We start from the raw sequence: 24,781 nt of genomic DNA, 5'->3' as shown, positions 1-24,781 counted from the left end.
ACCCCCGTCAGGGGCGCGGGGAACTGCGCGAGCAACCACGACGGCGCCGCACGAGGCAAACCCGCCGCAACCCCCATCAGGGGCGCGGGGAACTGCGCGACCAGCCCCCGCGGCGCCGCACGGGGCGAACCCGCCGCAACCCCCGTCAGGGGCGCGGGGAACTGCGCGACCAGCCCCCGCGGCGCCGCACGGGCGCAACCGGCGCGACCCCGCAAGGGGCACGGGCTGCCGCGACGGCGGCGCGCTCGTGAGGCGGTCGGAGTCATCCCTCTCAGAACAGGCTGAGCAAAGCCTCCGCCGGGTCCGTCAGGCCGGTCTCGCCGTCCGGCAGGGGGAGTTCGAACCACACCGTCTTCCCGCGTGGCGTCCGGCGCGAGCCCCACGCCGCGCTCAGCAGCCCGACCAGTTGGAGCCCCCGGCCGCCCTCGTCGGTGTCGCGGGCGCGCCGGCGCCTCGGCTGGACCAGGCCGGAGTCCCAGACCTCGCAGACCAGGGTGCGGTCGAGGAGGAGGCGGAGCCGTATCTCGCCCTCGCCGTATCGCAGCGCGTTGGTGACGAGTTCGCTGACCAGGAGTTCCGTGGTGTCGACCAGCGGCTCCAGGCCCCAGGTGATGAGCTGGCCGCGCGCGTACTCACGGGCGCGGCCCACACTGCGCGGCTCGCGCGGCAGCGTCCAGTCGCCGACCGACTCGGCCGGCAGCCCCTGTACACGTGCCATCAGCAACGCGATGTCGTCCTCGCCGTGGTGCGTGTCGAGGGTGTTCAGGACGTGGTCGCAGACGTCCTCGAGGGGCTGGGAGGGGTCGGTGAGCGCTCCGACGAACGCCTGGAGGCCCTCGTCCAGGGGGTGGTCGCGGGACTCGACGAGGCCGTCCGTGTAGAGGGCGAGCAGCGCACCCTCGGGGAGTTCGACCTCGACCTCCTCGAAGGGCTCGCCGCCGACGCCGAGCGGCATGCCGGGCGGGACGTCGAGCATCAGGGCGTCCTCGCCGGGTTCGACCAGGACCGGAGGCAGGTGACCGGCGTTGGCGAACGTACATCGCCGGGTGACGGAGTCGTAGACGGCGTACACGCAGGTCGCGAGGTAGACCTCGGAGAGGTCGGCGTCGCGGGGCTGGCGGGCCGTGCGGGTGGCCTGCTGGACCCCGCCTGGGGTGCCGAGGCCGCGCGCGATCTCGTCCAGCGCGGAGAGCACTTCGGCGGGTTCGAGGTCGAGCAGGGCCAGCGTGCGGACCGCCGTACGGAGTTCACCCATCGCGACCGCCGCGCGCAGTCCTCGGCCCATCACGTCGCCGACCACCAGCGCCGTGCGGTGACCGGGGAGTTCGATGACGTCGAACCAGTCGCCGCCGACCTCGGTCGCCGCGTTGCCGGGGAGGTAGCGGCACGCGATGTCCAGCCCCGAGGCCTCCGGGTCGCCGGGCGGGAGCAGGGACCGTTGCAGTATCAACGCGCGTTCGTGCTCACGGCGATACAGCCGCGCGTTGTCGATGCAGACGGCGGCGCGGGCCGCCAGCTCGACGGCGAGGTCCCGGTCGCGGTCGCCGAACGGCTCGCTGCCCTTGGTGCGGGCGAACTGGGCGAGGCCGACGACCGTGTCGTGGGCGACCATCGGGACGGCGAGGGTGGACTGGACGAGGCCGCCCTCCTCGGCCGGCACATGCTGCGGGCGGGCGGTGCGCAGGGCGTCCGCGCAGGGCGAGTTGAAGGGGTAGTGGTGGACCGCGCCGACGGCGACCGGGGCGCCGCCGCCCACGAAGGGCGCGTCGGAGACCGCGCTGGCGAACGCGACCCGGCGCAGCTCCGCGCTGCCGTCGGAGAGCCCCGGCGGTCGCTCGTCGCCCGCCAGCAGGCCCTGGTAGAGGTCGACGGTGGCGAGGTCGCAGAAGCCGGGCACGACCACGTCGAGGAGTTCGCGGGCGGTGGTCTCCAGGTCGAGGGAGTTGCCGATGCGGGCGCCGGCCTCGTTGAGGAGGGCGAGATTCCGCCGGGCGGCGGCGGCCTCGCGGGCGGCGGCGCGGCGGGCGGTGATGTCCAGGCCGAGCCAGGCGATGCCGATGGGGCGGCCGGTGCCGCTGTGCACGCGGTAGAGGTTGATGGACCAGTGCCGGCGTTCCTCGGAGCCCGGCACGAACCCCGTGACGTGCATGTCCGTGATGGAGTTGCCGGTCTCCAGGACCCGGCGCAGGGTGGCCGCGACCCGTTCGGCCTCGGAACGCGGCAGATAGTCGTGGACGCCCTTGCCGCGGTGGTCGTCGGGGGTGCCGCCGAAGATGGAGGAGAACCGCACGTTGGCGCGGCGGATCCGCAGGTCGGGGTCGATCAGCAGGAAACCGAACGGAGATTGACCGAATATCGACTGCGAGGCGGCGAGGTCGGTCTCGATGCTGCGTAGGGTGCGGACGTCGACCACTATGCACACGGCCGCGTTCTCGCCCTCGGCGGTGCGGGTGGGCATGACGTAGACCTCGGCGAGGCCCTCCTCGCCGCGCTCGCCGTCCGCCGTGTCGGGCATCCGGAACGGGACCACGCCGGTCCACTCCCGCCCGTCCAGGATCTCGGCCATCTTCCGCTGGCCGCGCTCGCGCAGGTCCGGGTCGACGAACGCCTCGATCGGATCCATGCCGACGGCACGCTCCGCGGGGATGCCGAAGATCTGCTCGGCGCGCAGGCTCCACTGGTCGACCAGGCCGCCGGCGCCGATGGAGAACGAGGCGACCTTGATGTAGTCGTAGATCGAGCCGGGTGGGCTGCTCTGCCACATGGCGTCGCCGGGGGCCGCGGCTGTCTCCGCGGTCCCCGCCCTCGCACCGTCCGACGGGTCCTCGGACTCCGTGGCCTTAGCTGGTATCTCGCTCACGCGAACCGTCCCCTCCAGCTCACCGCACCCGGCACCGGTCACCGGGGGCGGCTGCCCGCAGTATCCAGCACTACGGCGCCGCCTGACACGGTGTTCACGATCACAGCACGGTCCCGACGATTTCCGGACCGGACCGTGACAACACTTCCAGTCTTCTAACCAGGGAACACGCCGTCGAATCACGCACTCCGGCACCCATTCCCCGGCCACTCCCGCGAGTGGACGTCGTAGCGCTGCGTGTACACCCCCGTTCACCCCGTCCGGCCGGGTACCACCAGCTCGAACCAGACCGTCTTCCCGGTGCCGCCGGGCCGGGTGCCCCAACTGCGCGAGGAGCCGGCGACCAGCTGAAGACCGCGGCCGCTCTCGTCGTCGGGGCTGGCGGCGCGCTCGCGCGGCGGGTCCGGGAGCGGGTCGGAGACCTCCACCCGGAGGGTGTCGCCGAGGTCGGCCGGGCGGACCAGGCGGACGCCGATGGGACCGGTGGCGTGCCGGAGCGAGTTGGTGACCAGCTCACTGACCAGCAGGGCGGCGATGTCGGCGAGGCCGTCGAGACCCCAGCCGGTCAGTTGGTCACGGACCGCGGTCCGTGCGGTGCGCACGGCGCCCGGTTCCGCGGGAAAGGTCCAATCGGCGGTGTCACCTTCGGTGTCGATCACACCGATCACTTCCCAGTCGCATCGCTGGCCGCGAGCCCACCCATGTCCGGTTTCGTGGGGTTAATGGGCACATACCCGGTTACCGGGATGCAGTACCGCACGGGAGGGCGCACTGTGGCCCGAACGGCGCACAGGAAGAGGGCCGGGCGCCCAGGGGGTAGGGGGTGCGGTTGCCGGGCGGCGGCGGCGCCGTCGCGGCCAGTCGCGCCCACGCGGCGGTGGCCGCATATTCAATGCAGACCCGCGCCCCTGGTGGAACCGGGGCTACGACCCGTGTCCCACCATCGCGGCCACCTCACGTACCGCCGGCACGTCCTGGTCCAGCCAGTTCACGTCCCAGAGCTCCTCCGGGGTCAGCCACCTCAGCTCGTCGTGGTCCTGGAGGGGCTTCGGGGCGGGGGAACCCGGGCGCGGGGCGGCCGTCCACACCTGGAGGACGTACGGCTCCCGCAACGGCCACTCCCCCGGCACCCGCGTCAGCGGCTCCGCCTCCACGCCCAGTTCCTCGCGCAGTTCGCGTACCAGGGCCTGTTCGGGGGTCTCGCCGGGCTCGACCTTGCCGCCGGGCAGTTCCCAGCGGCCGGCCAGCTCCGGGGGTGCGCTGCGGCGGGCCGCGAGCAGGCGGCCCGCGTCCAGCAGGGCAGCTCCGACCACCACGATCCGTTCGCTCATGGTCCGGAGCCTACGGGAGGTGGTGGAGGGTCAGTTGCGCCTGCCGCCGTCCCCGCTGCCGCCGCCGAGGCCGATGCGTTCGACCCAGTAGAGCTGCTTGTGTCCGCGGTCGTCGAGACTGTCGGCGATCTTCTGCGCCTCGGCCCGGGTCGCGTACCGGCCGACGCGGTAGCGATTGCCGTTGTCGTCCTGCCGTATGACGAGCCAGGGGAGAGAGACCGTGCCTTCCGTCATCGCGCCCCTCCGTTTCTCCCGGCTCCCGCCCGTCCCCGCCCCGCTAAGGAAACCGCACTCCGCATATGCCCGAGCGTACGCCTAACCTTTACGCAGCGAATACGACTTTTCACAAAGAGGTACGCAACCAGCCAGAACGGTGGGGGCGCACGATGACGAACGCGCCGTTCGCACACCCGGACTTTCGCGTCGGAGGCACACCGGGGAGAGCCGGGACCACCTGCGAGAACGGCCGGATCGCAGCGGCCGGGCCGAGGCCCTGACAGAGACCGTGAAGACGTCAACTATCGCAAGGGTGTGCGCTACTTCACGGGGAGGTGGTACGCGGCGCGGTACCGGTCGGCCGGGATGACGACGTCGGCGGTCTCCACCGGGCGGCCCGAGGCGTAGTAAGTCCGCTGGATCACCAGGACCACATGGCCGGGGACGCCGCCCAGGGTGAGCAGTTCCTCGGCCAGGCCGGGGCGGGCGCCGACCTCCTCGGTGACGTTGTCCACGATGACGTCGATGGCCCGCATCCGCTCGACCACGCCCATGCCGCCGAGGGGGCCCTCCTCGGGCAGCATCACGGGCGTGCGGCCGGTGACCGCGAGGGGTTCCCAGGAGGTGGAGAGCATCATCGGCTCGCCCGCGTCCCGGAAGAGGTACCGGGTGCGCATCACACGGTCGCCGACGTGGATGCCGAGCCGGTCGGCGATCACGGCACCGGCCTCGGCCTGCTCGCTGCTCGACTCCCAGGTGCCGCGCGCGGCCGCCTCGGTCTGCTCCTGCCGGAACGGGGTGGCGCCGCCGACCGGGCGGAACCCGGAGCGGGCCACCCGCCGGGGAACGGGCCGCTCCCGCACATAGGTCCCGGAGCCGGAGCGGCCCTCGACCAGCCCCTCGGCCATCAGCACCTTGCGGGCCTCCAGGGCGACGGTGTCGGAGACGCCGTACTCCTCGCGGATGCGGGCCTGGGAGGGGAGCCGGGTGTGAGGGGGCAGCGAACCGTCGACGATCTTCTTGCGGAGATCACCCGCGACACGCAGATACGCCGGCTGCTCACCGAAAGTCACTGGCCGCTCCCATCAGGTTGTACAGACAGCAACAGCCTGGCAACCCTGGGTTCCGCCACGCAAGCAAAGGCCAGAGAATCACTCGATGTGATGACATGTGGCCCGAGAAGGCTTTACGCAGGCACTTTCTCCCCGCTATGGCCGCGGTCACACCTGCATACCGGAGCCACTTCCTCCGCTGCCGGAGCCGCTGTCTCCGTCGTCGTACGCGGGCGGGACCGCGATGAGGCCCAGAGCTTCGCGTACGGTCACCGCGCGATGCGGGTCGATCAGCTTGCCGCCCTTGTCGTAATGCGCGTAGAAGGTATCGGCGTCCGGCGCCTTCGCGGCCTTCGCCCACTCGGCGCGCGCCTTGACGAGGTCGTCGGCCAGGGCGAGGACCGGCTGCTTCGTGTCCGCGGTCCACTCGTACGAGCGCAGCATCGCCGACTGCTTGCCGAGCGCCGTGGCCACCCGGCCCGCCCACGCCTTGTTCCCGGGCAGGTCGTCCTCGATGTAGTCGGAGTCCGGCGCGGTGTCCAGGGCGGCGTTCAGGACGTGCGCGGCCTTGAGGTAGGCGACCTGTTCGGGAGCGTAGGAGTCGGCGCCCTGGTGGTAGGAGTCGGTGAGCTTGTCACCGTCGGTGGCACTGCCGAAGGCGCAGACGACACTGCGGTCCCCGGCCGCCCAACTGTCCTCGCTGGGCGTGAAGTAGTACACGGCGACGTCGTCGGGGACCGCCCAGACGTCGAAGGCGTAGGTGTCCTCCAGGGCGTAGCAGCGTTGGTCCGCGGAGCCGCCGACCGCGTCGTCGCCCGGATAGTCGGTGCCCTTGAGGTCGTAGGTGGCGAAGACCTCGCCGTCGTGCGCGTCGTCGCAGGTGACGTGCGTGACGTCGGTGACCAGGTCGCCGGTGAGGGTGCCGTCGGGGGTGTCGAAGCAGTCGCCGGTGGACAGCGAGAGGCTGGAGCGGTCGTTCACGCCCTCCTTGACGCCCTCCCAGAAGCTGGCCCCGCCGCCGGTGGCGAGCAGCAGCACCCACAGGGCCAGCCCGATCCCGGAGAACACCGAGCCGATGACCGCCATCGCCGTGCCGCGCTCACCGCGCTTGCGGATCTGGCTCAGCGCGACCAGCCCCAGCACCAGTCCCACGCCCGGCAGACAGCACAGCACGCCGAGCACGAGGGAGGCGATGGCAAGGCCGTTGACGGGCGCGGGGAGGGCGTAGGGGCTGTAGCCCTGGCCCCAGGGCTGGTACGGCGAGGGGTACGGCGGCTGCTGCCCGTACGGTCCCTGCGGGTACTGCGGGTACTGCGGCAGGCCCGTCTGGGGCGGCTGGTACGGCCCTTGTGGCTGCTGGGGGCCGGGGGGCGGAGGTATGGACACCGGTACCGTGCTCCTGAGGGGGCGTCTGGCCGCGTGAAACGGACGGCTGAACTGACGTACGACTGCGCGCATCGTAAGCGCGCCGTGAACGGGGGCGGAATGAGGGTGGGGAGAGCGGTCGTGCGCGCGGTGAACGCGCTGACCACCCGCTGGGCGACCACCGCGGAGGACGGCACGGTGTTCGCGGCGGCCGGGGTGTGGCCGCTGCTGGCGTTTCTGGCGGACGGGGCGCACGGGCGGGCGCGGGCCGAACTGGCGGCGGCGCTGGGCCTGCCGGCCGGGGAAGCGGCCGGTGCCGCAAGGGAGTTGCTCGGCGCGATGGCCGGCGCGGAAGGCCTGGACACCGCGCTGGGCGTGTGGACGAAGCGGACCCTTGAGCTGCGGGAGGGCTGGGCGGCCGGGCTGCCCGCCGACGCGCACGGGGTGCTGACCGGGGACGAGCCCGTGGACCGCGAGGCGCTGGACGCCTGGGCCGCGCGGCGCACGGGCGGCCTCGTCGAGCGGATGCCGGTCGCCCTCGACAAGGACACGGAGCTGGTCCTGGCGAGCGCGCTGGCGATGCGCACCCGCTGGCTGGCGCCCTTCGAGGAGGGGCCGCTGGAGACGGCGTACGAGCCCTGGGCGGCCACCGAGCGGCTCGGCCTGCGGCGCTCCAGCGCACTGCTGGACCGGATCGGCGTGGCGGACACCCCGGACGGCTTCGTCACCGAGCTGAAGGTGCTGGGCGGCAACGCCCTCGACGTCCATCTGCTGCTCGGCGAGGAGCGGATGACGCCGGGACAGGTACTGGGTGCCGGCGTCGGCATCCTGGCCGGCACACACCGGCCGGTCCGGGGCGGCCGGCTCCCCTTCGGGGCAACCGGGCCGGGCCTGACCGTGGAGAGGCTGCGGTGCACCGCCCCCGAGCCGCCCTCTCTCGACGTGACGACCGTGGCGTACGACATGACCGCGAACCACGACCTGGCGGCACTGCACCGGCTGTTCGGGCTCACCACGGCGCTGGACGGCGGCCGGGGGCACTTCCCCGGGATCAGCGCCTTCCCGCTCGGTGTCGGGTCCGCCGAGCAGGCCGTCATGGCGAGGTTCGGCGCGCTGGGCTTCGAGGCCGCGGCGGTGACGGCGTTCGGGATGGCCGGGGCCGGCCCCGCACCCGAGCGGCGTTACGTCACCACCCGGATCGACGCCCGATTCGACCGCCCCTTCGGCTTCCTCGCCCTGCACCGGCACTCCCGGCTCGTCCTCGCGGCGGGCTGGATCACGGATCCCCTGCCCTTCCCCGAGTACTCCTGGGAGGACGACGAATGAACAACACCGTCAGCGCCGTCAACGCGCTCACCGCACGCTGGGCGCAGCGGACCAGACAGGGCACGGTCTTCTCGGCCGCCGGTGTCTGGCCGCTGCTGGCCCTCCTCGCCGACGGCGCCACCGGCCGCGCCCGGGACGAACTGACCCAGGCCGTGGGACTGCAAGCGGACCAAGCGGCCGCAGGTGCACGGGAATTACTCGGCGGGCTCGACTCGACGCACGGTGTCGGGGCGGCCCTGGGACTGTGGACCGACCGTGCGCTGGAGCTGCGCGAGCAGTGGGCGGCCGGGCTGCCCGCCGACGCGCACGGGGTGCTCGGCGCCGACGCCGCGGCCTCCCAGGAGGCGCTGGACGCGTGGGCGGCCAAGCGCACCGAGGGACTGGTCGAGCGGATGCCGGTCAAGCTGACCGAGGGCGCCCGGATGGTGCTCGCGACCGCGCTGGCCCTGCACACGGACTGGCGGCAGCCGTTCCGGGAGACCTCGCTGCGGCCCGGCTCCGGGCCGTGGCAGGGCCGTACGCTGGCCGGTCTGCAGCGCAGCAGTGTCCGCACGGACCGGATCGGGGTGACCGCCGGACCGGACGGGCACGTCACCACGCTGAAAATCCTCGGCGGCAACGCCCTCGACGTCCATCTGCTGCTCGGCGAGGAGGGGATGGCGCCCGGGCAGGTGCTGCACACCGGCATCGGCGTCCTGGAGCGCGCCCTGCCGGTGACCACCGGCGGCCAGCTCCCCTACGGGCCGGCGGGTCCCGGGGTGACCGTGGAGCGGCTGCCGTCGGCCACCCCGGACCCCGTGCTGCTGGATGTGACGACCGTCGGCTTCGAGGTGCGCGCCGACCACGATCTGCTGCAACTGCACGGTCTGTTCGGGCTCTCCACGGCCGCCGACGCCCGCGAGGGGCACTTCCCCGGCATCAGCGACGCGCCGCTGGCCATCGGGGCGGCCGGGCAGTCCGCGGTCGCGGAGTTCGGCCCGCTGGGCTTCCGGGCCGCGGCGGTGACGGCCGTGCTGGCCGCGCCGGGCGGCGGCCCGCCGCAGTACCGGCACGAGTCGACCGTCGTCCGGGCCACCTTCGACCGCCCGTTCGGCTTCCTCGCCGTACACCGCGACACCCGCCTGGTCCTGGCGGCGGGCTGGGTCACGGAGCCGGCGAGCGGCGCCGGCTAGCCGAAGCCGGTACCGCTGCCGGAGCCCCGTCCAGAACGGCGTCAGACGGCGGGCGGTACCCGGCCCCCGGTCACCCGCAGCCTGATCGTGCGGGCCTCGGGGCGCAGCGCGAACTCGGGCCACACGTCCGGACCGCAGGCCCGGGAGCCGAGGCCGTGCTGGGCCGCGTCGATGATGAGGTGGCTGGTGATGGACTCCGGGAGTTCGTAGGGGTGGGCGGCCCGGGCGAGCTGCTGGGGGGTGTGACGGGCCAGGGTGAAGCCGGGGCGCCGTCCCCGGGTGTCGGGGAGCGCCGTGAGGTGCAGTACCTCGGTGTCGGCGCTGGTCAGGGTGAGGTGGCGGAGCCGGGAGCGGTGGCCGGTCTCCTGGGGGCGGGCGTAGCCGGCCGCGAGGTCCGCGACGGCGGCGGAGAAGCGGCCGGTGCGGGCCGCGCGGAGGCTGTCCGGGTAGGACTCGTGCGGGCCCAGGCCGAACCAGTCGGCGCCGTCCACCGGGGCCGTCCCGTCGGGCAGTTCGAAGCGCACCCCGATCCGCGGCCACACCGTCGTCCAGCCGCGCGAGGGCTCGATGTCCACGCGCAGTTCCAGCTCGCCGTCCTCGACGGACCACACGGTCTCCACCGTCACCGACAGCGCGGAGTGCGCGGCGGAGACCCGGTCGACGGTGCGCAGGGCGTCCGTGGCCTCTTCCACGGTGACCCGCCGTGTGGTGAGGCGGTCGAGTCCGTCCCGGCGCCACAGGTCGGCGCTGGACACGTCGAAGGCGCTGGCGTCGCTGCCCTCCAGCCGGTCGGACATGCCCTCGTCGTTGTCGGTCGGCGCCCGGAACAGCTCCAGTCGCGGACCGGTCACGGCCCGTCCGGCGAGGCGGGTGAGGGAGCCTCCGGTGAACTCGGCGATGCCGAGGGTGAGGGTGCCCGCGGCCGGCCGCCAGCCGTTCCGGCGCCGGACGGCGGGTACCGGCCGCCGTACCGAGCGGTCCAGCTGGGCGGTGGCCACCTCGTGTCCGGCGGGCGCCCACGGGGTCTCCGCGGCCAGCACCGCCTCGACCGTCAGCCAGGTCTCGGCGTCCGGGGCGACCGGGACCGCCGGCAGCGGCACCCGCCCCGACTCGCCCGCGGCCACCGCCGGGACCTTCAGGTCCCCGGCCGCCACGAGGGTGCCGTCGTGCTCGACGCGCCAGCGGAAGCGCAGGTCGGAGGTGTCGGCGGAGTGCCTCAGGTTGGTGATCGCGAGCTGGTCGCCGTCGAAGGCGAACCGGATCGGCTGCACGACCGCCTTGAACTCGTGGAGGCCGGGCGTCGGCACGTCGTCGCTCAGCACCATGCCGTCCATGACGAAGTTGCCGTCGTGCACGACCTCGCCGAAGTCGCCGCCGTAGGCGTAGTACGGCGTCCCGTCCGGGGTCCTGGCCAGGATGCCGTGGTCGCGCCACTCCCAGACGAAGCCGCCGTGCAGCCGGGGGTGACGGTGGACCAGCTCCTCGTACTGGTCGAGGGCGCCGGGTCCGTTGCCCATCGCGTGGGCGTACTCGCACAGCAGGAACGGCTTGGTGCGCTGCCGGGCGCCCTGGGCGGGGGTGCAGCCGAGCAGCGGCGTCCGGGAGCCGTCGGTGCCGATCTGCTCGGTCTCCGGCACCGTCGCGTACATCCGGGAGTAGACGTCGGTGTAGTCGCCCGTGTAGTCGCCCTCGTAGTGCACGGGACGCTCCGGGTCGCGGGCGTGCACCCAGGCCGACATGGCGGCGAGGTTGGCTCCGGTGCCGGCCTCGTTGCCGAGCGACCACATGACGACGCCGGGGTGGTTCTTGTCCCGTTCGACGGTGCGCTCGATGCGGTCGAGGCAGGCCGCGCGCCAGGCCGGGTCGTCGGTCGGGTTGCCGGTCCAGCCGACGTTGTCGAAGCCGTGGGTCTCCAGGTCGCATTCGAGGACGACCCAGAAACCGAGTTCGTCGGCGAGGTCGAGCAGCCGGGGGTGCGGCGGGTAGTGGCTGGTGCGGATGGCGTTCACGTTGAACCGCTTCATCCGGGCCAGGTCCTCGCGGGCGTGCGCCTCGTCGAAGACCCGGCCGCGTTCGGGGTGGGCCTCGTGCCGGTTCATGCCGTGGAAGACGACCCGGCGGCCGTTCACCAGGAAGCGGTCACCGCGTATCTCGACGGTGCGGAAGCCCACCCGCAGGGCGATGGTCTCGGCGGCCGAGGACACGGTGACGTCGTACAGCCGGGGCTCCTCGGCCGACCACGGCTCCACACCCGGGATGTCGAGGGGTATCACGTCGGCCGCCGTCTCCCAGACCCGCTCGACGCCCAGTTCGGGGATGCGCAGGGTGACGGGGAAGGCCGAGGTGTCGGCGGTGATCTCGGGGTCGATCCGGCCGTGTCCGTCGGCGTAGCCGGTGCGCAGCCAGACGTCCTCGACGCCGCCGGCCGGGCGGGCGAGCAGGGTGACGTCCCGGAAGATGCCCGGCAGCCACCACTGGTCCTGGTCCTCCAGGTAGCTGGCCGCCGACCACTGGTGCACCCGGACGGCGACGACGTTGTCTCCGGGGCGGACCGCGGACGTCACGTCGAACTCGTGGGCCAGCCGGCTGCCGCTCGCGCTGCCGATCTCGACGCCGTTCACCCACACCTTGAACAGCGACTCCACCCCGTCGAAGCGCAGCAGCACCCGCTCGGCGTCCGACCAGCCGTCGGGGACGCCGAAGTGGCGGCGGTAGTCGCCGGTGGGGTTCTCGTCGGGGACGTGCGGCGGGTCGATCGGGAACGGGAACTGGATGTTCGTGTAGATCGGCCGGCCGTAGGCGCCGTCGCCCTCCAGCACCCAGTGCGCGGGCACCGGGATGCCGTCCCATCCCTGGTCGTCGAAGTCCTCCTCCGCGAACCGCTCGGCCACGGCCGCCGTCGGCGACAGCCGGAAGCGCCAGTTCCCGTTCAGCGAGAGGGCGGGGGCGTCGGAGTGCAGCCACGAGCGGGCCGGGCGCAGGGCGCCACGCCACGGGGCGGTGTCCGATACGTACGCGGAGTGCTCGGAGGGCAAGAGTTCACAACTTTCTGGGTGTCGGGGGGTGTTGTCCACTAGCGGAGGACGACGGTGCGGATCTCCCAGGGGCCGAGGACGAGTTCGAGCCCGTCCCCCGCCACCGGCTCCGCGGCGATCGGCCGGCCGAGCAGGTCGACGGTCGTGGCCTCGGTGAAGGCGCCGGTCACCCGGACGGTCGACGCGGTGTCCCGCAGCGCGGCCAGCCGGACCTCGGTGCCGGGCCCGTGCCCGGCGTCGGTGACCCGGCGGATGCTGGACACCTGGACGTCCCGGCCGTCGACCTGCACACCGGTCGCGTCCGGAGGCAGCGGGCCGCCGCCGGGCGCGGTCCCGCGGGCGACCAGGACGTCGGCCCGGAACTCCTCTGCGAGCGCGACCGCGTTCGCGCCCCGCCAGCCGCTCGCCCAGGGCAGCACGGCGAACCGGTTCTCGATGCGCATGCCCAGGTCCTGCGCGCCCGGGACGGGGATCTCGCTCGCCGCGGGTTCGTCGCGCAGGGGGTGGAGGTTGACGCTGATCGAGCCGACGGCGCGGAGCAGGGTGAGGGCGAGCGCGGAGCCGCCGTCGACGAGTTCGTACTCGGCGGAGTGGTCGAGCAGGACGGTGGCCGGGCCCGCCGACACGAAGGAGCTCGCGGGGAAGGTCGGCAGGGGGTACTCGCCCCAGCCGCCCTCGGCGGTCAGTCCGCGCTCGGTGACGGCGAACTGCCCGGCCGACGCGGAGGCGCTGACCGGCACGGGCAGCGGCACGTGGAACCGCAGCCGGTGGTCGGCGGACCGGTTGAGGAACGCGGTGGAGATCCGGACGAACGGCTCGCCCGCGCGGACCTCCACCACCATGTCCACGGGGGTGGGGACGGTACGGCCGTCCCGCCGGTCCCGGTCGTCCGCGCCGAGCGCGGCCGGCCAGTCGTAGACGCGGGTGACGCGCAGCCTGGCCCGCAGCGGGCCCTGGTCGAGGAGTTCGACGCCGACCCGGGCCGGCTCGGACACGAGGACGTCGTGCGCCGGAGGGGCGTAGTTGTAGCTGTCGCCCCGGTCGCCTCCGTCGACGAGACGGCCGACTCCGGACAGGACGGTGCCGTCGGGCCCGGTCACCTCCAGGGTGCCGTCGGCGGCCACCGTGACCTCGACCAGTCCGTTCGCGAGCCGGTCGGGCGTCGCCGTCACCGGGCGCAGCGCCGGGGCGGCGGGCCGGTCGGCCGGCTCGACCCGGAAGGCGGCCAGTCCGGCGGCGGGGACGGGCACGGCCACCAGCGCGGTGGCCCGGGCCTGGGCCAGGGTCCGGACCCGCCACTCCCCCGGGTGCGCGGCCGCGGCGGCGGCGACCTCGCCACGCAGGGTCATCAGGTCGAAGGGGCCGGCCGGTGCCTCGGCGAGGTGGAAGACCAGGGAGTTCGGGGTGAGTTCGTAGCGGTCGATCAGCAGGCCGAACAGCTCGCGGCGGTGGATCCGGCGCAGCACGCGTTCGAGCCGCGAGGCGTCGAGCCGCTCGTCACTGAGGACGGTCGGGGCCTCGGAGACCAGCTGGACGGGGTGCGCCGAGCCGTCGGCGGTGGTCGCGACCAGCGTGCGCCCCTCCGGTGCGGCGACGACGTCCACCTCGACCAGCGCGGTACGGGGTACGGGCAGCGGGTTGGCGACCAGGTGGCCGTCGCTCGGGACCAGGGCGGCGGGCTCGGCGAGGGCCGCGTCCCGGACCGCACGGGCGGTCTGCGCGGCCTCGGCGAGGCGGGCGGCGACCTGGTCGCAGGTCTCGTCGGTGCCGGAGCCGACCACCGAGTCATGGGCGGTCGACTCGATGATCTTGTGCCAGGCGAGGGCGAGGAAGTGCGACTCGTCGCGCCGGGACCACAGGGCGTTCATCCGCTCGGCGTGGTCGACGGTCCGCTCGGCAAGGGCCATCCGCTGCTTGAGCCCGAGCCGCACGGACAGCACGCCCGGCAGGATGTTGCCCCGGACGTGGCTGCGCAGTTCACCGGTGACGACGGCGGTCGCCTCGTCCCGCACGTGCTTGCGGAGGTACTCGTCGAGCGTGCCGACGGTGATCGGCCGCTGCTCGCCGGAGGCCCGCCGCAGCCAGTCCCCCAGCTTCGGGTCGGGCGCGTTGTGGTCGGTGCCGGCCATGGCGAGGAGCGGGTCGCCGCCCCAGCGTCCGGCGGTCAGCTCGGCGTACTCGGCGAGCGCCTGCCGGATCCGGTCCGGTACCAGCAGGACGTCGAGTCCGTTGTCGTACCCGTCGAAGAGGAACTCGGTGCGGACCTCGGAGCCGTCCGGGGCGCGCCAGCGGAAGGCGTGGCCGTCGACCGAGCCGGGCACCCCGCGCCACAGGGCGGCGTGCTCGATGCCGGCGCGGGCCAGGATCTGCGGCATCTGCGCGATGTGGCCGAACATGTCCGGGAGGTAGCCGACGGGCATGGCCCCGCCGAGGCGCTCCGCGGCCGCCCATCCCATCTGGAGGTTGCGGACGATGGTCTCGCCGGAGCAGAGGAACTCGTCGAGCAGGATCAGCCAGGGTCCGACGGCCAGCCGGCCCTCGCGGACCAGGGCGGCGACCCGGTCGCGGTTCTCCGGGCGCATCTCCAGGTAGTCCTCGACCGCGGCCATCTGCCCGTCGACGGTGAACCGGAAGTCCGGGTCGGCGTCGGCGGTCGCCAGCACGGTGTCGAGGGCGGTGACGAGGCGGTGCCGGAACACCTGGAACGGCTCGTACCACTCCCGGTCCCAGTGGAAGTGGGGCACGAAGACGGCGGAGTCGGGCATGACGCGGAACACCTTCTGTGTGGGGGTCACTTGAGCGAGCCGGCGGCGAGGCCGGTCCGCCAGAAGCGCTGGAGCAGGATGAACACGATGATCACGGGCACGATCGACACCAGCGAGCCGGTGATGATGGACTGCTGCAGCAGGGGAGCCCGCGCGGTCTGGCCGTTCCACTCGTACAGGCCGAGCGTGATCGGGAAGAGGGACTCCTTCTGGAGCATCACCATCGGCAGGAAGAAGTTGTTCCAGATGGCCACGAACTGGAACAGGAAGATGGTCACCAGGGCCGGTGTCATCAGCCGGAACCCCACCGAGAAGAAGGTGCGGAACTCGCCCGCGCCGTCCAGCCGCGCCGACTCGATCAGCTCCTGCGGCACGGACGCGTTCGCGAAGATACGCGCGAGATACACGCCGAACGGGCTGACGATGCTGGGCAGGAAGACCGCGAGGTAGGTGTTGACCAGGCCGGTCGCCGAGAACAGCAGGAACAGCGGCAGGGCGAGCGCGGTGGTGGGGACCAGGACGCCGCCGAGGATGACGGAGAACAGGAACTCCCGGCCGCGGAACCGGAACTTGGCGAGGGCGTAGCCGCACAGCGCCGAGATCAGGGTGCCGACGGCCGCGCCCAGCACCGCGTAGATCACGGTGTTGAGGATCCAGCGGCCGAAGATGCCGTCGCTGCGGGTGAACAGGACATGCAGGTTGTCGAAGAGGTTGAAGTGCGAGAACGCCAGCCCGTTGGTGGAGGCGAGGTCGCCCTGCGGCTTGGTCGACGCGACGATCAGGAAGTAGACCGGCAGCAGGAAGTAGATGGTCAGCAGCAGCATCAGGGCCATGGCGGCCGTACGGCTGACGCGGCTCTCGCGGATCATGGAGGTGTTGTCGCTGTTGCTCACAGTCCCGCCTTCTTCGAGGTCAGTCGCATGAACCCGAAGCTCAAGACGAAGGTGATGACGGCGATGACGACGGAGATGGCCGCGGCCTGCTGGTAGTTGTTCCCGGAGGCCACCGTGTAGGCGAGCATGTTCGGGGTGAACGTGCTGGAGATGTTCGAGGAGATCTGCCGCAGCACGGCCGGCTCGGCGTACAGCTGGAGTGTGCCGATGATCGAGAACACCGTGGTCAGGACGATCGACGGGGCGATGATCGGCACCTTGACCCGCCAGGCGATGGTCCAGTTGTTCGCACCGTCGATCTTCGCGGCCTCGTACAGCTCCTGCGGGATCGACTGGAGCGCCGAGAACATGATCAGCATGTTGTAGCCGGTCCACAGCCAGGTGGAGACGTTCGCGGTCGACCACAGGACGGCACCGGGGCCGAGGAAGTCGGGGTGCAGCCCGATGCCGTTCAACGCGTCGACGACGGGGCTGAGCTGGGGCGAGTAGAGGTACGACCACATGATCGCGGCGATGACACCGGGCACCGCGTACGGCATGAACGCGGTGATGCGGAAGAACCCCTTGGCCTTCAGCAGCGGCGTGTCGAGGAGCAGCGCGATGGTCAGGGCGACGAAGAGCATGACGGGCACCTGCACGATGCCGAACAGCCCGATGCGGCCGATGCTGGACCAGAACTCGGTGTTCTGGAACACCTTCACGTACTGCTCGAAGCCGCCGAAGGTCGTGTACGACGTCCCGTACTGCCCTCCGCTGCGGCGCACGACGCGGACGCTCTGCCAGAGCGCGTAGCCGACCGGCACCAGGTAGAAGAGCAGGAACGGCAGGAAGAACGGGGTGACGAAGGCGGCGATGGTGCCCGCCCGGGGGCCGCCGCCGTTGAGGCGGCGGCGACGGCCCCCGGGCATGGTCACCGCGCCGGACGCGCGGTTCACGAGATCGGTCATACCGCGGTCACTTACCCGCCGTCGCCGGGATCGCCTGGTCCTTCATCGACTTCAGCGCGGCGGCCTGGGCGGCCGCGAGCGCGTCGGTGAGCGTGCCCTTCCCGGCCGCGGCCTTGGCCATCGCGTCCTGGAGCGCCAGGTTCACCGTCTTCTGCGTGGGGCCCCAGGCGAAACTGGTGTCGATCTTCTTGGACGAGGCGGCGAAGACGTCGAAGATCTTCTCGTTGTTGTAGTACGGCACGCCCTGCTTCAGCGCGGGAAGGTCCAGGCCGGCGGTGGCCGCCGGGTAGAGGCCGCCCAGCTTGTTCTCCAGCGCCAGCGCGTCCGGGTCGGTGTTCAGCCAGGTGTTGAACTCGACCGACTCGTACAGGTGCTTGCTGCCCTTCATGAACGCGACGGTCGAACCGCCCCAGTCACCGGAGCCGCCGCTCGTGCCCCAGGTCGGCATCGGGACGATCGACCACTTCCCGGCCTGCTTGGGCAGGTTGTCGCGGAACCCGCTGTACCCCCAGGCGGCACCGACGTAGCTGGCGATCTGGTCCTTCTGGTACGCCGCGTACATCTGCGTCGACCCGTTGGCGAGGTCGGTGCGCACGACCTTCTCGGAGATCAGCTTCTGCCAGTAGTCGGCGACCTGCTTGCTCTGCTGCGACTCGACGGTGACCTGCCACTTGTCGCCGGAGTAGCCGTACATCTTGGCGTCGTTCTGCCAGAGGAGCCCGTTGAACCACTCGGCGTTGTTCGGGTCGAAGAACGTCATGTCGAGGTTCGGGTCCGCCTTGTGCAGCTTCTGGGCGGCCGTCGCGTACTCGTCCCAGGTCGTGGGGACGGCGACGTTGTACTTCTTGAAGAGGTCGGTGCGTACGAACAGGGCCATCGGGCCGGTGTCCTGCGGGATGGCGAACACGCCGGTGCCGCCGAAGCTGGCCTGCGACCAGGTCCACGGGACGAACTTCGACTCGGCCGCGGTGGCCGCCTTGCAGGCGGAGGCGTCCACGAAGGCGCTCTGCGTGCGCAGGTTGGGAAGCTCGTCGTAGCCGACCTGGGCGAGGTCCGGCGCCTTGCCCGCCTTGAGAGCGTTGCCGATGAGGCCGTACTGGTCGTTGGAGATGTTCTTCATCTGGACCTGGACGTCCGGGTGCTGCTTGTTCCACAGGGCGACGACCTTGTCCATGCCCGGGACGGTGTTCCAGTACTGGAGGGTGACCTTGCCCTTCGTGGGCGCGCAGGACGAGGCGGACGCCTTGTCCGACGAACCGGACGAGGAACATCCGGCGAGTACGACGATGCCCGCTGTGGCGGCCGCGGCGGCGAGGCGGGTGCGTGTGACTGTGCTGCTCATATCTTCCGTTCCAGAGAACGCCTGGCGAGGGTCGGCAGGCGGGTCGACGTTGACACCTGGAGGCGGATGCCTTCTGGTTGGAATCAGGTTCCGTGAGCGGTAACGTGAGCGCTCACGGGAGCGGTAACGGGAAGTTGATTGGGAGTGTGAGCTTCGGTCCGCCGGAGTGTCAAGGCTCAAAACATCGGACCCGGCATACTCGGTGTCCCTGCGACGCGGTCGCGTCGGCAACTGCACGGAGGTGAGCGATGGCGTCGTCGGGGACCGGACCCCGCAGGGTGACGATCGACGATGTGGCCGAGGCCGCGGGCGTGTCCCGGCAGACCGTGTCACGCGCGCTCAACGACAAGGGCGAGATCGGCGTCTCCACCAAGCAGCGCGTCCTGGACGCCGCCCTCGCGCTGGGCTACCGGCCGAGCCGGTTCGCCCGGGGGCTGGTCCGGCAGGACACGATCAGCGTCGGACTGGTGATCCCCGATCTGCTCAACCCGTTCTTCACCGAGGTCGCCGCCGCCGCGCTGGACGCGGCCCGGGGCCGCGGCTGGCACGTGGTGGTGTACGACACCGGCGACCGCGTCGAGGAGGAGCAGGGCACCCTGGAGGTGATCGCCTCGCAGGTGGACGCCGTGGTGGGCTATCTGAGTCTGCCGGAGGACGAGATCGCGCGGCTCACCCGGGGGCTGCCCGTCGTCCTCATCGACCGGAAGCGCCCCACCGAGCGGTTCAGTTCGATCCGGATCGACGGCGAGGCGGGGGTGCACGCGGCGATACGGCACCTGATAGGAGCCGGGCACCAGCACATCGGCATGCTGGACCACGCGGAACGCTCCGAGCCGAGCGTCCGGCACGAGTGGTTCGACACGGCGATGTCCGCGTGCGCGCTGGACTCCGGTTCGGTGGCCCGCGCCGACCAGAGCGTGGAGGGCGGGGAGCGCGCGCTCCAGGAACTCCTGGCCCGGCATCCGCACCTGACCGCCGTGTTCACGTTCAACGACATCATCGCCTTCGGGGCGTTGCGCGCCGCCCGCCGGCTCGGCCGCCAGGTCCCCGGGGATCTCGCCGTACTGGGCTTCGACGGCCTGGGCCTGGGCACCCTCGTCGAGCCGGCGCTGACCACGGTGGCCCTGGACACCCGCCGCCTCGGCGCGCTCGCCGTCGAACAGACGGCCAGACTCCTGACCGGAGCCCACCCGCTGCGCCCCGACGAACTGACGGTGGGGGCGGAACTGCGGCTGCGCGAGTCGGCGTAGCTGGCGGACGGAACAGCACCTGCGCGATCCGGCGTCACCGGCGGACCGGCGTCACGGGCGGACCGGCGTCACCGGCGGGGCGGTCACGCGGGCTCGGCGGCCGGCCTTCCGTCCGCCGTGCCCAGGCGGGCCTGTTCGTCCTCGACGATCCGGCGGGCCAGGTCCATGTCCGACACGTCGACCGCGTCCGGGGTGGCTTCGGCCACCGCGCTGCGGCGGGCGTAGGCGTCGAACAGACGGGTCTTGTTCTCCATCATCTTCACCAGGCGTTCGTCCACTCCCCCGGTGGCGAGCAGGCGGTGCACCCGGACCGGTCTGACCTGGCCCATACGGTGGGCCCGGCCCACCGCCTGGTGTTCGACGGTCGGTTTGACCTGGGGTTCGCAGATGACGACGACCGAGGCGGCCTGCAGGTTGAGGCCGACGCCCGCCGTCTGGATCTGCGCCAGCAGCACGGCGGGGCCCGGGGCGGCGGTGAAGTCGTCGACGATCTGCTGCCGCCGTCCGGCGGGGACACCGCCGGTGAGCGGGCCGAACAGCGTGACCCGGTCGGCGAGCGCGTCCTGCACCACCCGCAGGACGTCCTTGAAGTACGAGAAGACCAAGGTCTTCTGCCCGTTCTCGGCGGCCTCCTCGACGATCTCCCGGAGCCGCTCCAGCTTGGCCGACCGCTCCGGGCGCAGATACGCGGCCCTGCGCATCGCCAGGAAGTTGCCGGCCCGCACGGCCTCGCGGTACGCCTCCTCGTCCGACGCGGTCAGCTCCTCCCACTCGTCGGTCCGCTGGAGGCTCGGGAGTTCCGTCAGCACGTCCTGCTGGTTGCGCCGCAGGTAGACGGGGGCTACGGCCTTGCGGAAGGCGACCGAGCCGGCCAGGGCGCCGTCCCGCTCCGCCGAGGCGCCGTCCCGCTCCGCCAGGGACTCCGCGACACCGCTGTGGAGCATCCCGACCAGGTTGCGGAACTCCACGACCCGGTTCTCCATCGGGGTTCCGGTCATGAAGAGGGTGCGCTCGCAGCGCTCCGCCCACCGGGCGACCGCCTGGGACCGCTTGGTCTTCGGGTTCTTCACGGCGTGCGCCTCGTCGACCACGAAGAGGCCGACCTCGCCGCTCCCCGGTTCCGGGAATCCGCGCAGGGCGTCGAACGTCGTCACCGCGACCCCGCCCCGCCCCTGCCAGTCGGCGAACGCCTTGTGCCGGTCGGGGCCGTGGAGCAGTGTCACGCGCAGGGCGCTGCGGGCCGAGATCTCCCGGGTCCAGTTGACGAGGACGCTCGCCGGGCACACCACCACGAAGTGGCGCTGCCCTTCGGCGGCCAGGTGGGCCAGCACGGCGATCGCCTGGATGGTCTTCCCGAGGCCCATCTCGTCCCCGAGGATCGCCTTGCGCTGCGCCAGGACGAAACGCGCGCCGAACGCCTGGTAGCCGCGCAGGGAGACCCGCCGGTGGGTGTCGTCGAGCCGCTGGGCGCGGACCCGCTCGGCGATCTCGTCCGGCAGGAAGCCCTCGGCGGCGGCCGTGTCGGGCCGGTGCTCGGAGATCTCCGCGAGCAGGCCGTAGTACTCGGCGGAGCGCAGTTCGAAGTCCGCCCAGGCGGCGAGGTCGGAGGACGGCCCGCGGAGCAGGTCCACCGAGGACTGGGCGAACAGCTCGGGCAGCCCGGCCCGCTCCGCCTCCGCCAGCAGGGAGCGGAGCTCGGTCACCGCCGCCAGCGCGCGAGCCTTCTTCTCCCGCCCCGCCAGCAGCATCCGCAGGCGCCCGGTGGCGGGTCCGGCGGCGGCCAGCAGCGGCTCCAGCCGCTTCGCCGTCTCGGTGGCCCGGGCGACGGCGCGCACGGCGTCCGGGCCGGCCTCCACGAGGGTGTGCAACGCCGTGACCAGCGCGGTGGTGCCCGGCTCCGGCCGGTCCACGTCGATATGGACGGCCACGGTCTCGTGCACGGCGTCGGAGAGGCTGCGGGCCGCGGCGAGCATCTGGTCCGCGGTGCGCCGGCCGACCCCGGGGAGCTGCCGCAACCGGTAGGCGCCGGCCGCCAGCACCTCGCCGACCGTGCGCGGTCCGCTCTGCTCGACATGGTCCAGCCGCAGCCGTCCTTCGGTGACGTCCTGGAGCCGGGCGATGGGAAGGACGTCCAGTTCCCGCTGTGCCGCCGCGTCGTGGAGCGGCGTCAGGGCCGCCCGTACCGCGTCGACCGCCCTGCCGTGATCGGCGACGACGTCGCGCGCGGCCGTATGCAGCCGCGTCCCCCGCGCGACCAGTTCCCGCTCCGCCCGCCCCACGTCCCCCGCCCCCTCGTTCGCCGTCCCCGCATCCTCCCACCGTCCGCAGACGCAGACGGAGGCAGAGACAGAGACAGAGACAGACGGAGGCAGAGACCGAGACGGAGGCACACGGGCCGCTGCCCTGGCGGGACGGGAGGGGAGACGCGTGGCCCGGCGGCACGGGGACGGACCGGTGTTCCGGCGGCACCGGCGGAGGCGTGCCGGGCGGTGGCCTTGGCGGAGGTGGTGGGGCGGTTCTCGGTGCGGGAGTGGGTGGCCGGTTGCTTCCGGCGTGCTCAGGTTCCCTTCGCCGACCGGCGTGCCCGGCGGTTGCGCCAGCGGGTCACCAGCCACAGGACGTTGACTCCGCCGAGGGTGACCAGCACGGCCACCGAGTCGGCGGTGCGCGCGAGGCCCTGGTCCGCGCCCAGTCCCCGGGCCGCGCGGACCAGCAGGGTGAGGTCGGCGGGAAGGGTGACGGCGGCCATGAACGCCAGGCAGGCCACCGTGCCGGCCACGAGGACGACGCTGTAGAGGCGGACGGCCCGGCGCTCGTGCGGGGGCAGCCGGGTGCTCGGGTCACCGGCTCCGGCGGGGCGGGGGGCGCGCAGCAGCCGTCGGAACCGGTAGCGGGCGTAGGCGAGACCGTCGCCGTACAGGTTCCGGCAGCCGGTGACGTCCTGGAGGACGAAGTAGAGGTCCGTGCGCGTGAACACCATGCACTGGAAGGGCAGGGGCAGCAGGGCCAGCAGCAGGCCCGCGGCCAGCACGCGGTGGGCCGTCGTCCCGGTGTCCGTCACGGCGAGGACCAGTACCAGGGCCGAGGCGACGGACAGGTTGAGGGCGATACCGGCCAGGTAGGCCGTCAGCCGCTGGCGGCGGGGCGCGAGTTCGATGCCGCTGATGTCGGTCTGCATGACGAGGAACTGCAGCCGGGTGCCCAGCCGCATCCTCCCCGGCACGCCCGCGGCCCGGGCGGTGACCAGATGCGCCAGCTCATGGGCGAACAGCAGCGCCCACCCGGCCGCCGCCCCGGTGAGCAGGACCAGGCTGCCGTGCGGGCTCCACAGCAGGTCCCGGTAGCCGGGGACCAGGTCGGGACGGCGGACCAGGACGGCGACGGCGGCCGTCAGCAGTACCGCGACGAGCACCGCGAGTGTCGGGTGCAGGGCGAACCGGACGGCGCCGGGCCGCAGCCACGGCAGGGACGCGCGCGGCGGTACGGCGTCCGCGACCGGGCAGTCCCCGATCCGCGCCACGAACCCCAGGGCGGCCAGGTCCCTGACGAAGTCCGTGATGTCGAGTTCCTCGCCGGTCTCCGCGCGCAGCAGTTCCGCCGTGCGGGCCACGCTCAGCCCCCGGCCGAGGAGTTCCACCGCACGGACCCCGGCCGCCGGCAGGGCTACGAAGGTCCGGGTGGCCATGCGGCCCACGATCCACTCGTCCCGGTCCCGCCGTATCCCGAGGTCGTGCAGCAGGACCCGGGTCGACGGCTCGATCCGGGGCCGGTCCGTCGCCGCGGTGTCCGTCATGTCAGGTCCCCGGCGGTCAGGTCTCCGGCGGTCAGGTCTCCGGTCGTCCTGCCCGTCCCGGTCGTCCGGGGCGCGTGGGCAGCGCCGCAGGCGGGGCAGTCGGGGCGGCGCTCGGAGCGTTGCATCACGGGGTCGCCGGGCACCATGAGGTTGAGGCCGAACCGGCATCCGGGCTCGACCGGCGGGATCCCGCACAGCAGCATCAGCGCGGCATGGGCCAGCAGGCTGCCGGACAGGCCCGCGGTCACGGCGTTGACCGGGTTCCACGGCATACGGGGTGAGGCGACCTCCTCGTCCTGGCCGGGCGCGAGCCGCAGATCGCGCCGCTCGATCTCGGCGCTGCGCAGACACTCCCAGCACGCACCCCGGCCGGGCCTGAACACCCCGACGCTCACCAGCGGACCGCGATATCCGGCTTCGGCCCATGCGGTGCCGGTGGCCAGACAGACCTGGTTGGCCCATCTGCGGATCACGGCGGGGCGGTCGGCGGCGAGGAGGAGCACGTCGTACCCCGCGCCGCCACCGGAGCGGGAGCCTGAGCCGGAGTCGCCGGAGCCGCCGACGCCACCGGAGCCACCGGGGCCACCGGGGCCACCGGCCAGCAGGTCTTCGAGGTCCGCCGGCCCGTGCACCTCGCGGCGTTCGCCCGTGACCGTCGTGTCCGAGTTCAGGGCGTGCAGCGCCGTCAGCGCCGCGTCGATCTTCGGCGTACCGAGGTCGCGCTCGCCGAAGAGGGTCTGCCGGTTGAGGTTGGACAGTTCGACGACGTCCGGCTCGACGCAGTGCAGCCGTCCCACCCCCGAGGCCACCAGGTCCCGCGCGGCGGCCCCGCCGGTACCGCCGACGCCGACCAGCAGCACCCGGGCCCGGCGCAGCCGCAGCTGCGGCTCCCAGGCGCTCTCCCGGGGCCGGAGGTCCATCCAGCGCAGGAGGGTCATGCCCCTGCCGTACCGCTCGCGTTCCCGCGCGGACAGCTCCGCCGGCGGCGCGGCACCGGCGTCCTCCACGTACCCGGCCATGGTCAGGTCCGTGATCGCCTGGGCGATGTCCGGGTCCGGCAGCCGCAGTCCCGGGTGGCGGCGGGACACCTCGGCGACGATGTCCGCGGCGCTCCGGGTGCCGTCCATGGTCTCGACCAGCGTCCACACCCAGCCGTCGGGATCCGTGACCTCGGCACCGATGCCGTGTACGACACTTCCGATCCGCACGTGGCCGTCGACGGTCCGGTAGGCCCGGTGTTCCGGCTTGATCCGAGGCCGCCGCATCGCGGGCACCGTCATCTTCGCGCCAATCTCCTGAGCGCCAACTTGTCGGTGGACAAAGGACGTTGACAAGGTTCACCGGTTCGGCCAACTCTGGCAAGAGCACGACAACCATGACACGCCACAGCCACCACCGGGAGGACATGGCATGCCGAACAAGATCGAGATCCGG

The 24,781-nt window shown here is 72.6% G+C and carries 17 protein-coding genes; 3 read left to right on the top strand and 14 right to left on the bottom strand.

Annotated elements, in window-relative coordinates; genetic code table 11:
• Window positions 1-271: 271 nt before the first annotated feature.
• The 6 genes from ACZ5K7_RS15705 to ACZ5K7_RS15680 all read right to left on the bottom strand — a co-directional run bounded on the left by ACZ5K7_RS15705 (window position 272) and on the right by ACZ5K7_RS15680 (window position 6,845).
• Entirely contained in the window at window positions 272-2,860 is a 2,589-nt protein-coding gene (locus ACZ5K7_RS15705) for a SpoIIE family protein phosphatase (protein ID WP_351708755.1), read from the bottom strand.
• Between the two features lie 251 nt (window positions 2,861-3,111).
• Window positions 3,112-3,528, bottom strand: coding sequence for an ATP-binding protein (locus tag ACZ5K7_RS15700; protein WP_351708752.1), 417 nt, complete (start codon window positions 3,526-3,528; stop codon window positions 3,112-3,114).
• Between the two features lie 255 nt (window positions 3,529-3,783).
• Window positions 3,784-4,191: a (deoxy)nucleoside triphosphate pyrophosphohydrolase gene (locus ACZ5K7_RS15695; RefSeq protein WP_351708749.1), complete on the bottom strand. Its 408-nt coding sequence runs from the start codon at window positions 4,189-4,191 to the stop codon at window positions 3,784-3,786.
• Between the two features lie 30 nt (window positions 4,192-4,221).
• Window positions 4,222-4,425 carry an SPOR domain-containing protein gene (locus ACZ5K7_RS15690; protein WP_351708746.1) on the bottom strand — a complete coding sequence of 68 codons (204 nt, stop codon included), beginning with the start codon at window positions 4,423-4,425 and terminating at the stop codon, window positions 4,222-4,224.
• 302 nt (window positions 4,426-4,727) lie between these two features.
• A complete protein-coding gene (locus ACZ5K7_RS15685; protein ID WP_351708743.1) occupies window positions 4,728-5,480 on the bottom strand; it encodes a GntR family transcriptional regulator in 753 nt (250 codons plus the stop codon).
• 147 nt (window positions 5,481-5,627) lie between these two features.
• Window positions 5,628-6,845, bottom strand: coding sequence for a DUF4190 domain-containing protein (locus ACZ5K7_RS15680; RefSeq protein WP_468913781.1), 1,218 nt, complete (start codon window positions 6,843-6,845; stop codon window positions 5,628-5,630).
• Window positions 6,846-6,944: 99 nt separating this feature from the next.
• Between ACZ5K7_RS15680 and ACZ5K7_RS15675 the strand changes: the two genes are divergently transcribed.
• Entirely contained in the window at window positions 6,945-8,150 is a 1,206-nt protein-coding gene (locus ACZ5K7_RS15675; RefSeq protein WP_468913779.1) for a serpin family protein, read from the top strand.
• Window positions 8,147-9,322 (top strand): serpin family protein, encoded by a 1,176-nt coding sequence (locus ACZ5K7_RS15670; protein WP_468913776.1) that lies wholly within the window; start codon window positions 8,147-8,149, stop codon window positions 9,320-9,322. The genes ACZ5K7_RS15675 and ACZ5K7_RS15670 overlap by 4 nt, the downstream gene beginning before the upstream one ends.
• A 41-nt stretch (window positions 9,323-9,363) precedes the next feature.
• Here the strand turns inward: ACZ5K7_RS15670 and ACZ5K7_RS15665 are convergent, their stop codons facing one another.
• Genes ACZ5K7_RS15665 through ACZ5K7_RS15645 form a run of 5 tightly spaced genes read right to left on the bottom strand, consistent with a single transcriptional unit; the run spans window position 9,364 to window position 18,304 of the window.
• Entirely contained in the window at window positions 9,364-12,357 is a 2,994-nt protein-coding gene (locus ACZ5K7_RS15665; RefSeq protein WP_468913774.1) for a glycoside hydrolase family 2 TIM barrel-domain containing protein, read from the bottom strand.
• 38 nt (window positions 12,358-12,395) lie between these two features.
• The gene (locus ACZ5K7_RS15660; RefSeq protein WP_468913771.1) at window positions 12,396-15,122 is read right to left on the bottom strand and encodes a glycoside hydrolase family 38 N-terminal domain-containing protein; all 2,727 of its coding nucleotides are present in this window, start codon (window positions 15,120-15,122) and stop codon (window positions 12,396-12,398) included.
• A 26-nt stretch (window positions 15,123-15,148) separates the two neighbouring features.
• Window positions 15,149-15,991, bottom strand: coding sequence for a carbohydrate ABC transporter permease (locus ACZ5K7_RS15655; protein ID WP_384479312.1), 843 nt, complete (start codon window positions 15,989-15,991; stop codon window positions 15,149-15,151).
• Between the two features lie 20 nt (window positions 15,992-16,011).
• Window positions 16,012-16,962 carry a carbohydrate ABC transporter permease gene (locus ACZ5K7_RS15650; RefSeq protein ID WP_351708726.1) on the bottom strand — a complete coding sequence of 317 codons (951 nt, stop codon included), beginning with the start codon at window positions 16,960-16,962 and terminating at the stop codon, window positions 16,012-16,014.
• 7 nt (window positions 16,963-16,969) lie between these two features.
• Window positions 16,970-18,304 (bottom strand): ABC transporter substrate-binding protein, encoded by a 1,335-nt coding sequence (locus tag ACZ5K7_RS15645; RefSeq protein WP_468913769.1) that lies wholly within the window; start codon window positions 18,302-18,304, stop codon window positions 16,970-16,972.
• A 248-nt stretch (window positions 18,305-18,552) separates the two neighbouring features.
• Here ACZ5K7_RS15645 and ACZ5K7_RS15640 point away from each other — a divergent pair, with 248 nt between their 5' ends.
• The gene (locus ACZ5K7_RS15640; RefSeq protein WP_351708720.1) at window positions 18,553-19,554 is read left to right on the top strand and encodes a LacI family DNA-binding transcriptional regulator; all 1,002 of its coding nucleotides are present in this window, start codon (window positions 18,553-18,555) and stop codon (window positions 19,552-19,554) included.
• Between the two features lie 83 nt (window positions 19,555-19,637).
• Here the strand turns inward: ACZ5K7_RS15640 and ACZ5K7_RS15635 are convergent, their stop codons facing one another.
• From ACZ5K7_RS15635 to ACZ5K7_RS15625, 3 genes are all read right to left on the bottom strand, one after another.
• Window positions 19,638-21,833, bottom strand: a complete 2,196-nt coding sequence (locus ACZ5K7_RS15635; RefSeq protein WP_468913767.1) for a DEAD/DEAH box helicase — start codon at window positions 21,831-21,833, stop codon at window positions 19,638-19,640.
• 278 nt (window positions 21,834-22,111) lie between these two features.
• Window positions 22,112-23,347: a hypothetical protein gene (locus ACZ5K7_RS15630; RefSeq protein WP_468913765.1), complete on the bottom strand. Its 1,236-nt coding sequence runs from the start codon at window positions 23,345-23,347 to the stop codon at window positions 22,112-22,114.
• Window positions 23,344-24,627 (bottom strand): HesA/MoeB/ThiF family protein, encoded by a 1,284-nt coding sequence (locus ACZ5K7_RS15625; RefSeq protein WP_468913762.1) that lies wholly within the window; start codon window positions 24,625-24,627, stop codon window positions 23,344-23,346. The genes ACZ5K7_RS15630 and ACZ5K7_RS15625 overlap by 4 nt, the downstream gene beginning before the upstream one ends.
• Between the last annotated feature and the right edge of the window lie 154 nt (window positions 24,628-24,781).

Source organism: Streptomyces sp. NPDC031497 (assembly GCF_055580905.1).
Note: the sequence above shows the minus strand (reverse complement) of the source record. Positions and strands in the feature narration are given on the sequence as shown.

What these genes read in the sequence shown, in the direction of transcription:
- ACZ5K7_RS15695 (WP_351708749.1), bottom strand. Translation starts at nt 4,191, where the DNA reads ATGAGCGAACGGATCGTGGTGGTCGGAGCTGCCCTGCTGGACGCGGGC.
- ACZ5K7_RS15690 (WP_351708746.1), bottom strand. Translation starts at nt 4,425, where the DNA reads ATGACGGAAGGCACGGTCTCTCTCCCCTGGCTCGTCATACGGCAGGAC.
- ACZ5K7_RS15675 (WP_468913779.1), top strand. Translation starts at nt 6,945, where the DNA reads ATGAGGGTGGGGAGAGCGGTCGTGCGCGCGGTGAACGCGCTGACCACC.
- ACZ5K7_RS15670 (WP_468913776.1), top strand. Translation starts at nt 8,147, where the DNA reads ATGAACAACACCGTCAGCGCCGTCAACGCGCTCACCGCACGCTGGGCG.
- ACZ5K7_RS15660 (WP_468913771.1), bottom strand. Translation starts at nt 15,122, where the DNA reads ATGCCCGACTCCGCCGTCTTCGTGCCCCACTTCCACTGGGACCGGGAG.
- ACZ5K7_RS15655 (WP_384479312.1), bottom strand. Translation starts at nt 15,991, where the DNA reads ATGATCCGCGAGAGCCGCGTCAGCCGTACGGCCGCCATGGCCCTGATG.
- ACZ5K7_RS15650 (WP_351708726.1), bottom strand. Translation starts at nt 16,962, where the DNA reads ATGACCGATCTCGTGAACCGCGCGTCCGGCGCGGTGACCATGCCCGGG.
- ACZ5K7_RS15645 (WP_468913769.1), bottom strand. Translation starts at nt 18,304, where the DNA reads ATGAGCAGCACAGTCACACGCACCCGCCTCGCCGCCGCGGCCGCCACA.
- ACZ5K7_RS15640 (WP_351708720.1), top strand. Translation starts at nt 18,553, where the DNA reads ATGGCGTCGTCGGGGACCGGACCCCGCAGGGTGACGATCGACGATGTG.
- ACZ5K7_RS15630 (WP_468913765.1), bottom strand. Translation starts at nt 23,347, where the DNA reads ATGACGGACACCGCGGCGACGGACCGGCCCCGGATCGAGCCGTCGACC.
- ACZ5K7_RS15625 (WP_468913762.1), bottom strand. Translation starts at nt 24,627, where the DNA reads ATGACGGTGCCCGCGATGCGGCGGCCTCGGATCAAGCCGGAACACCGG.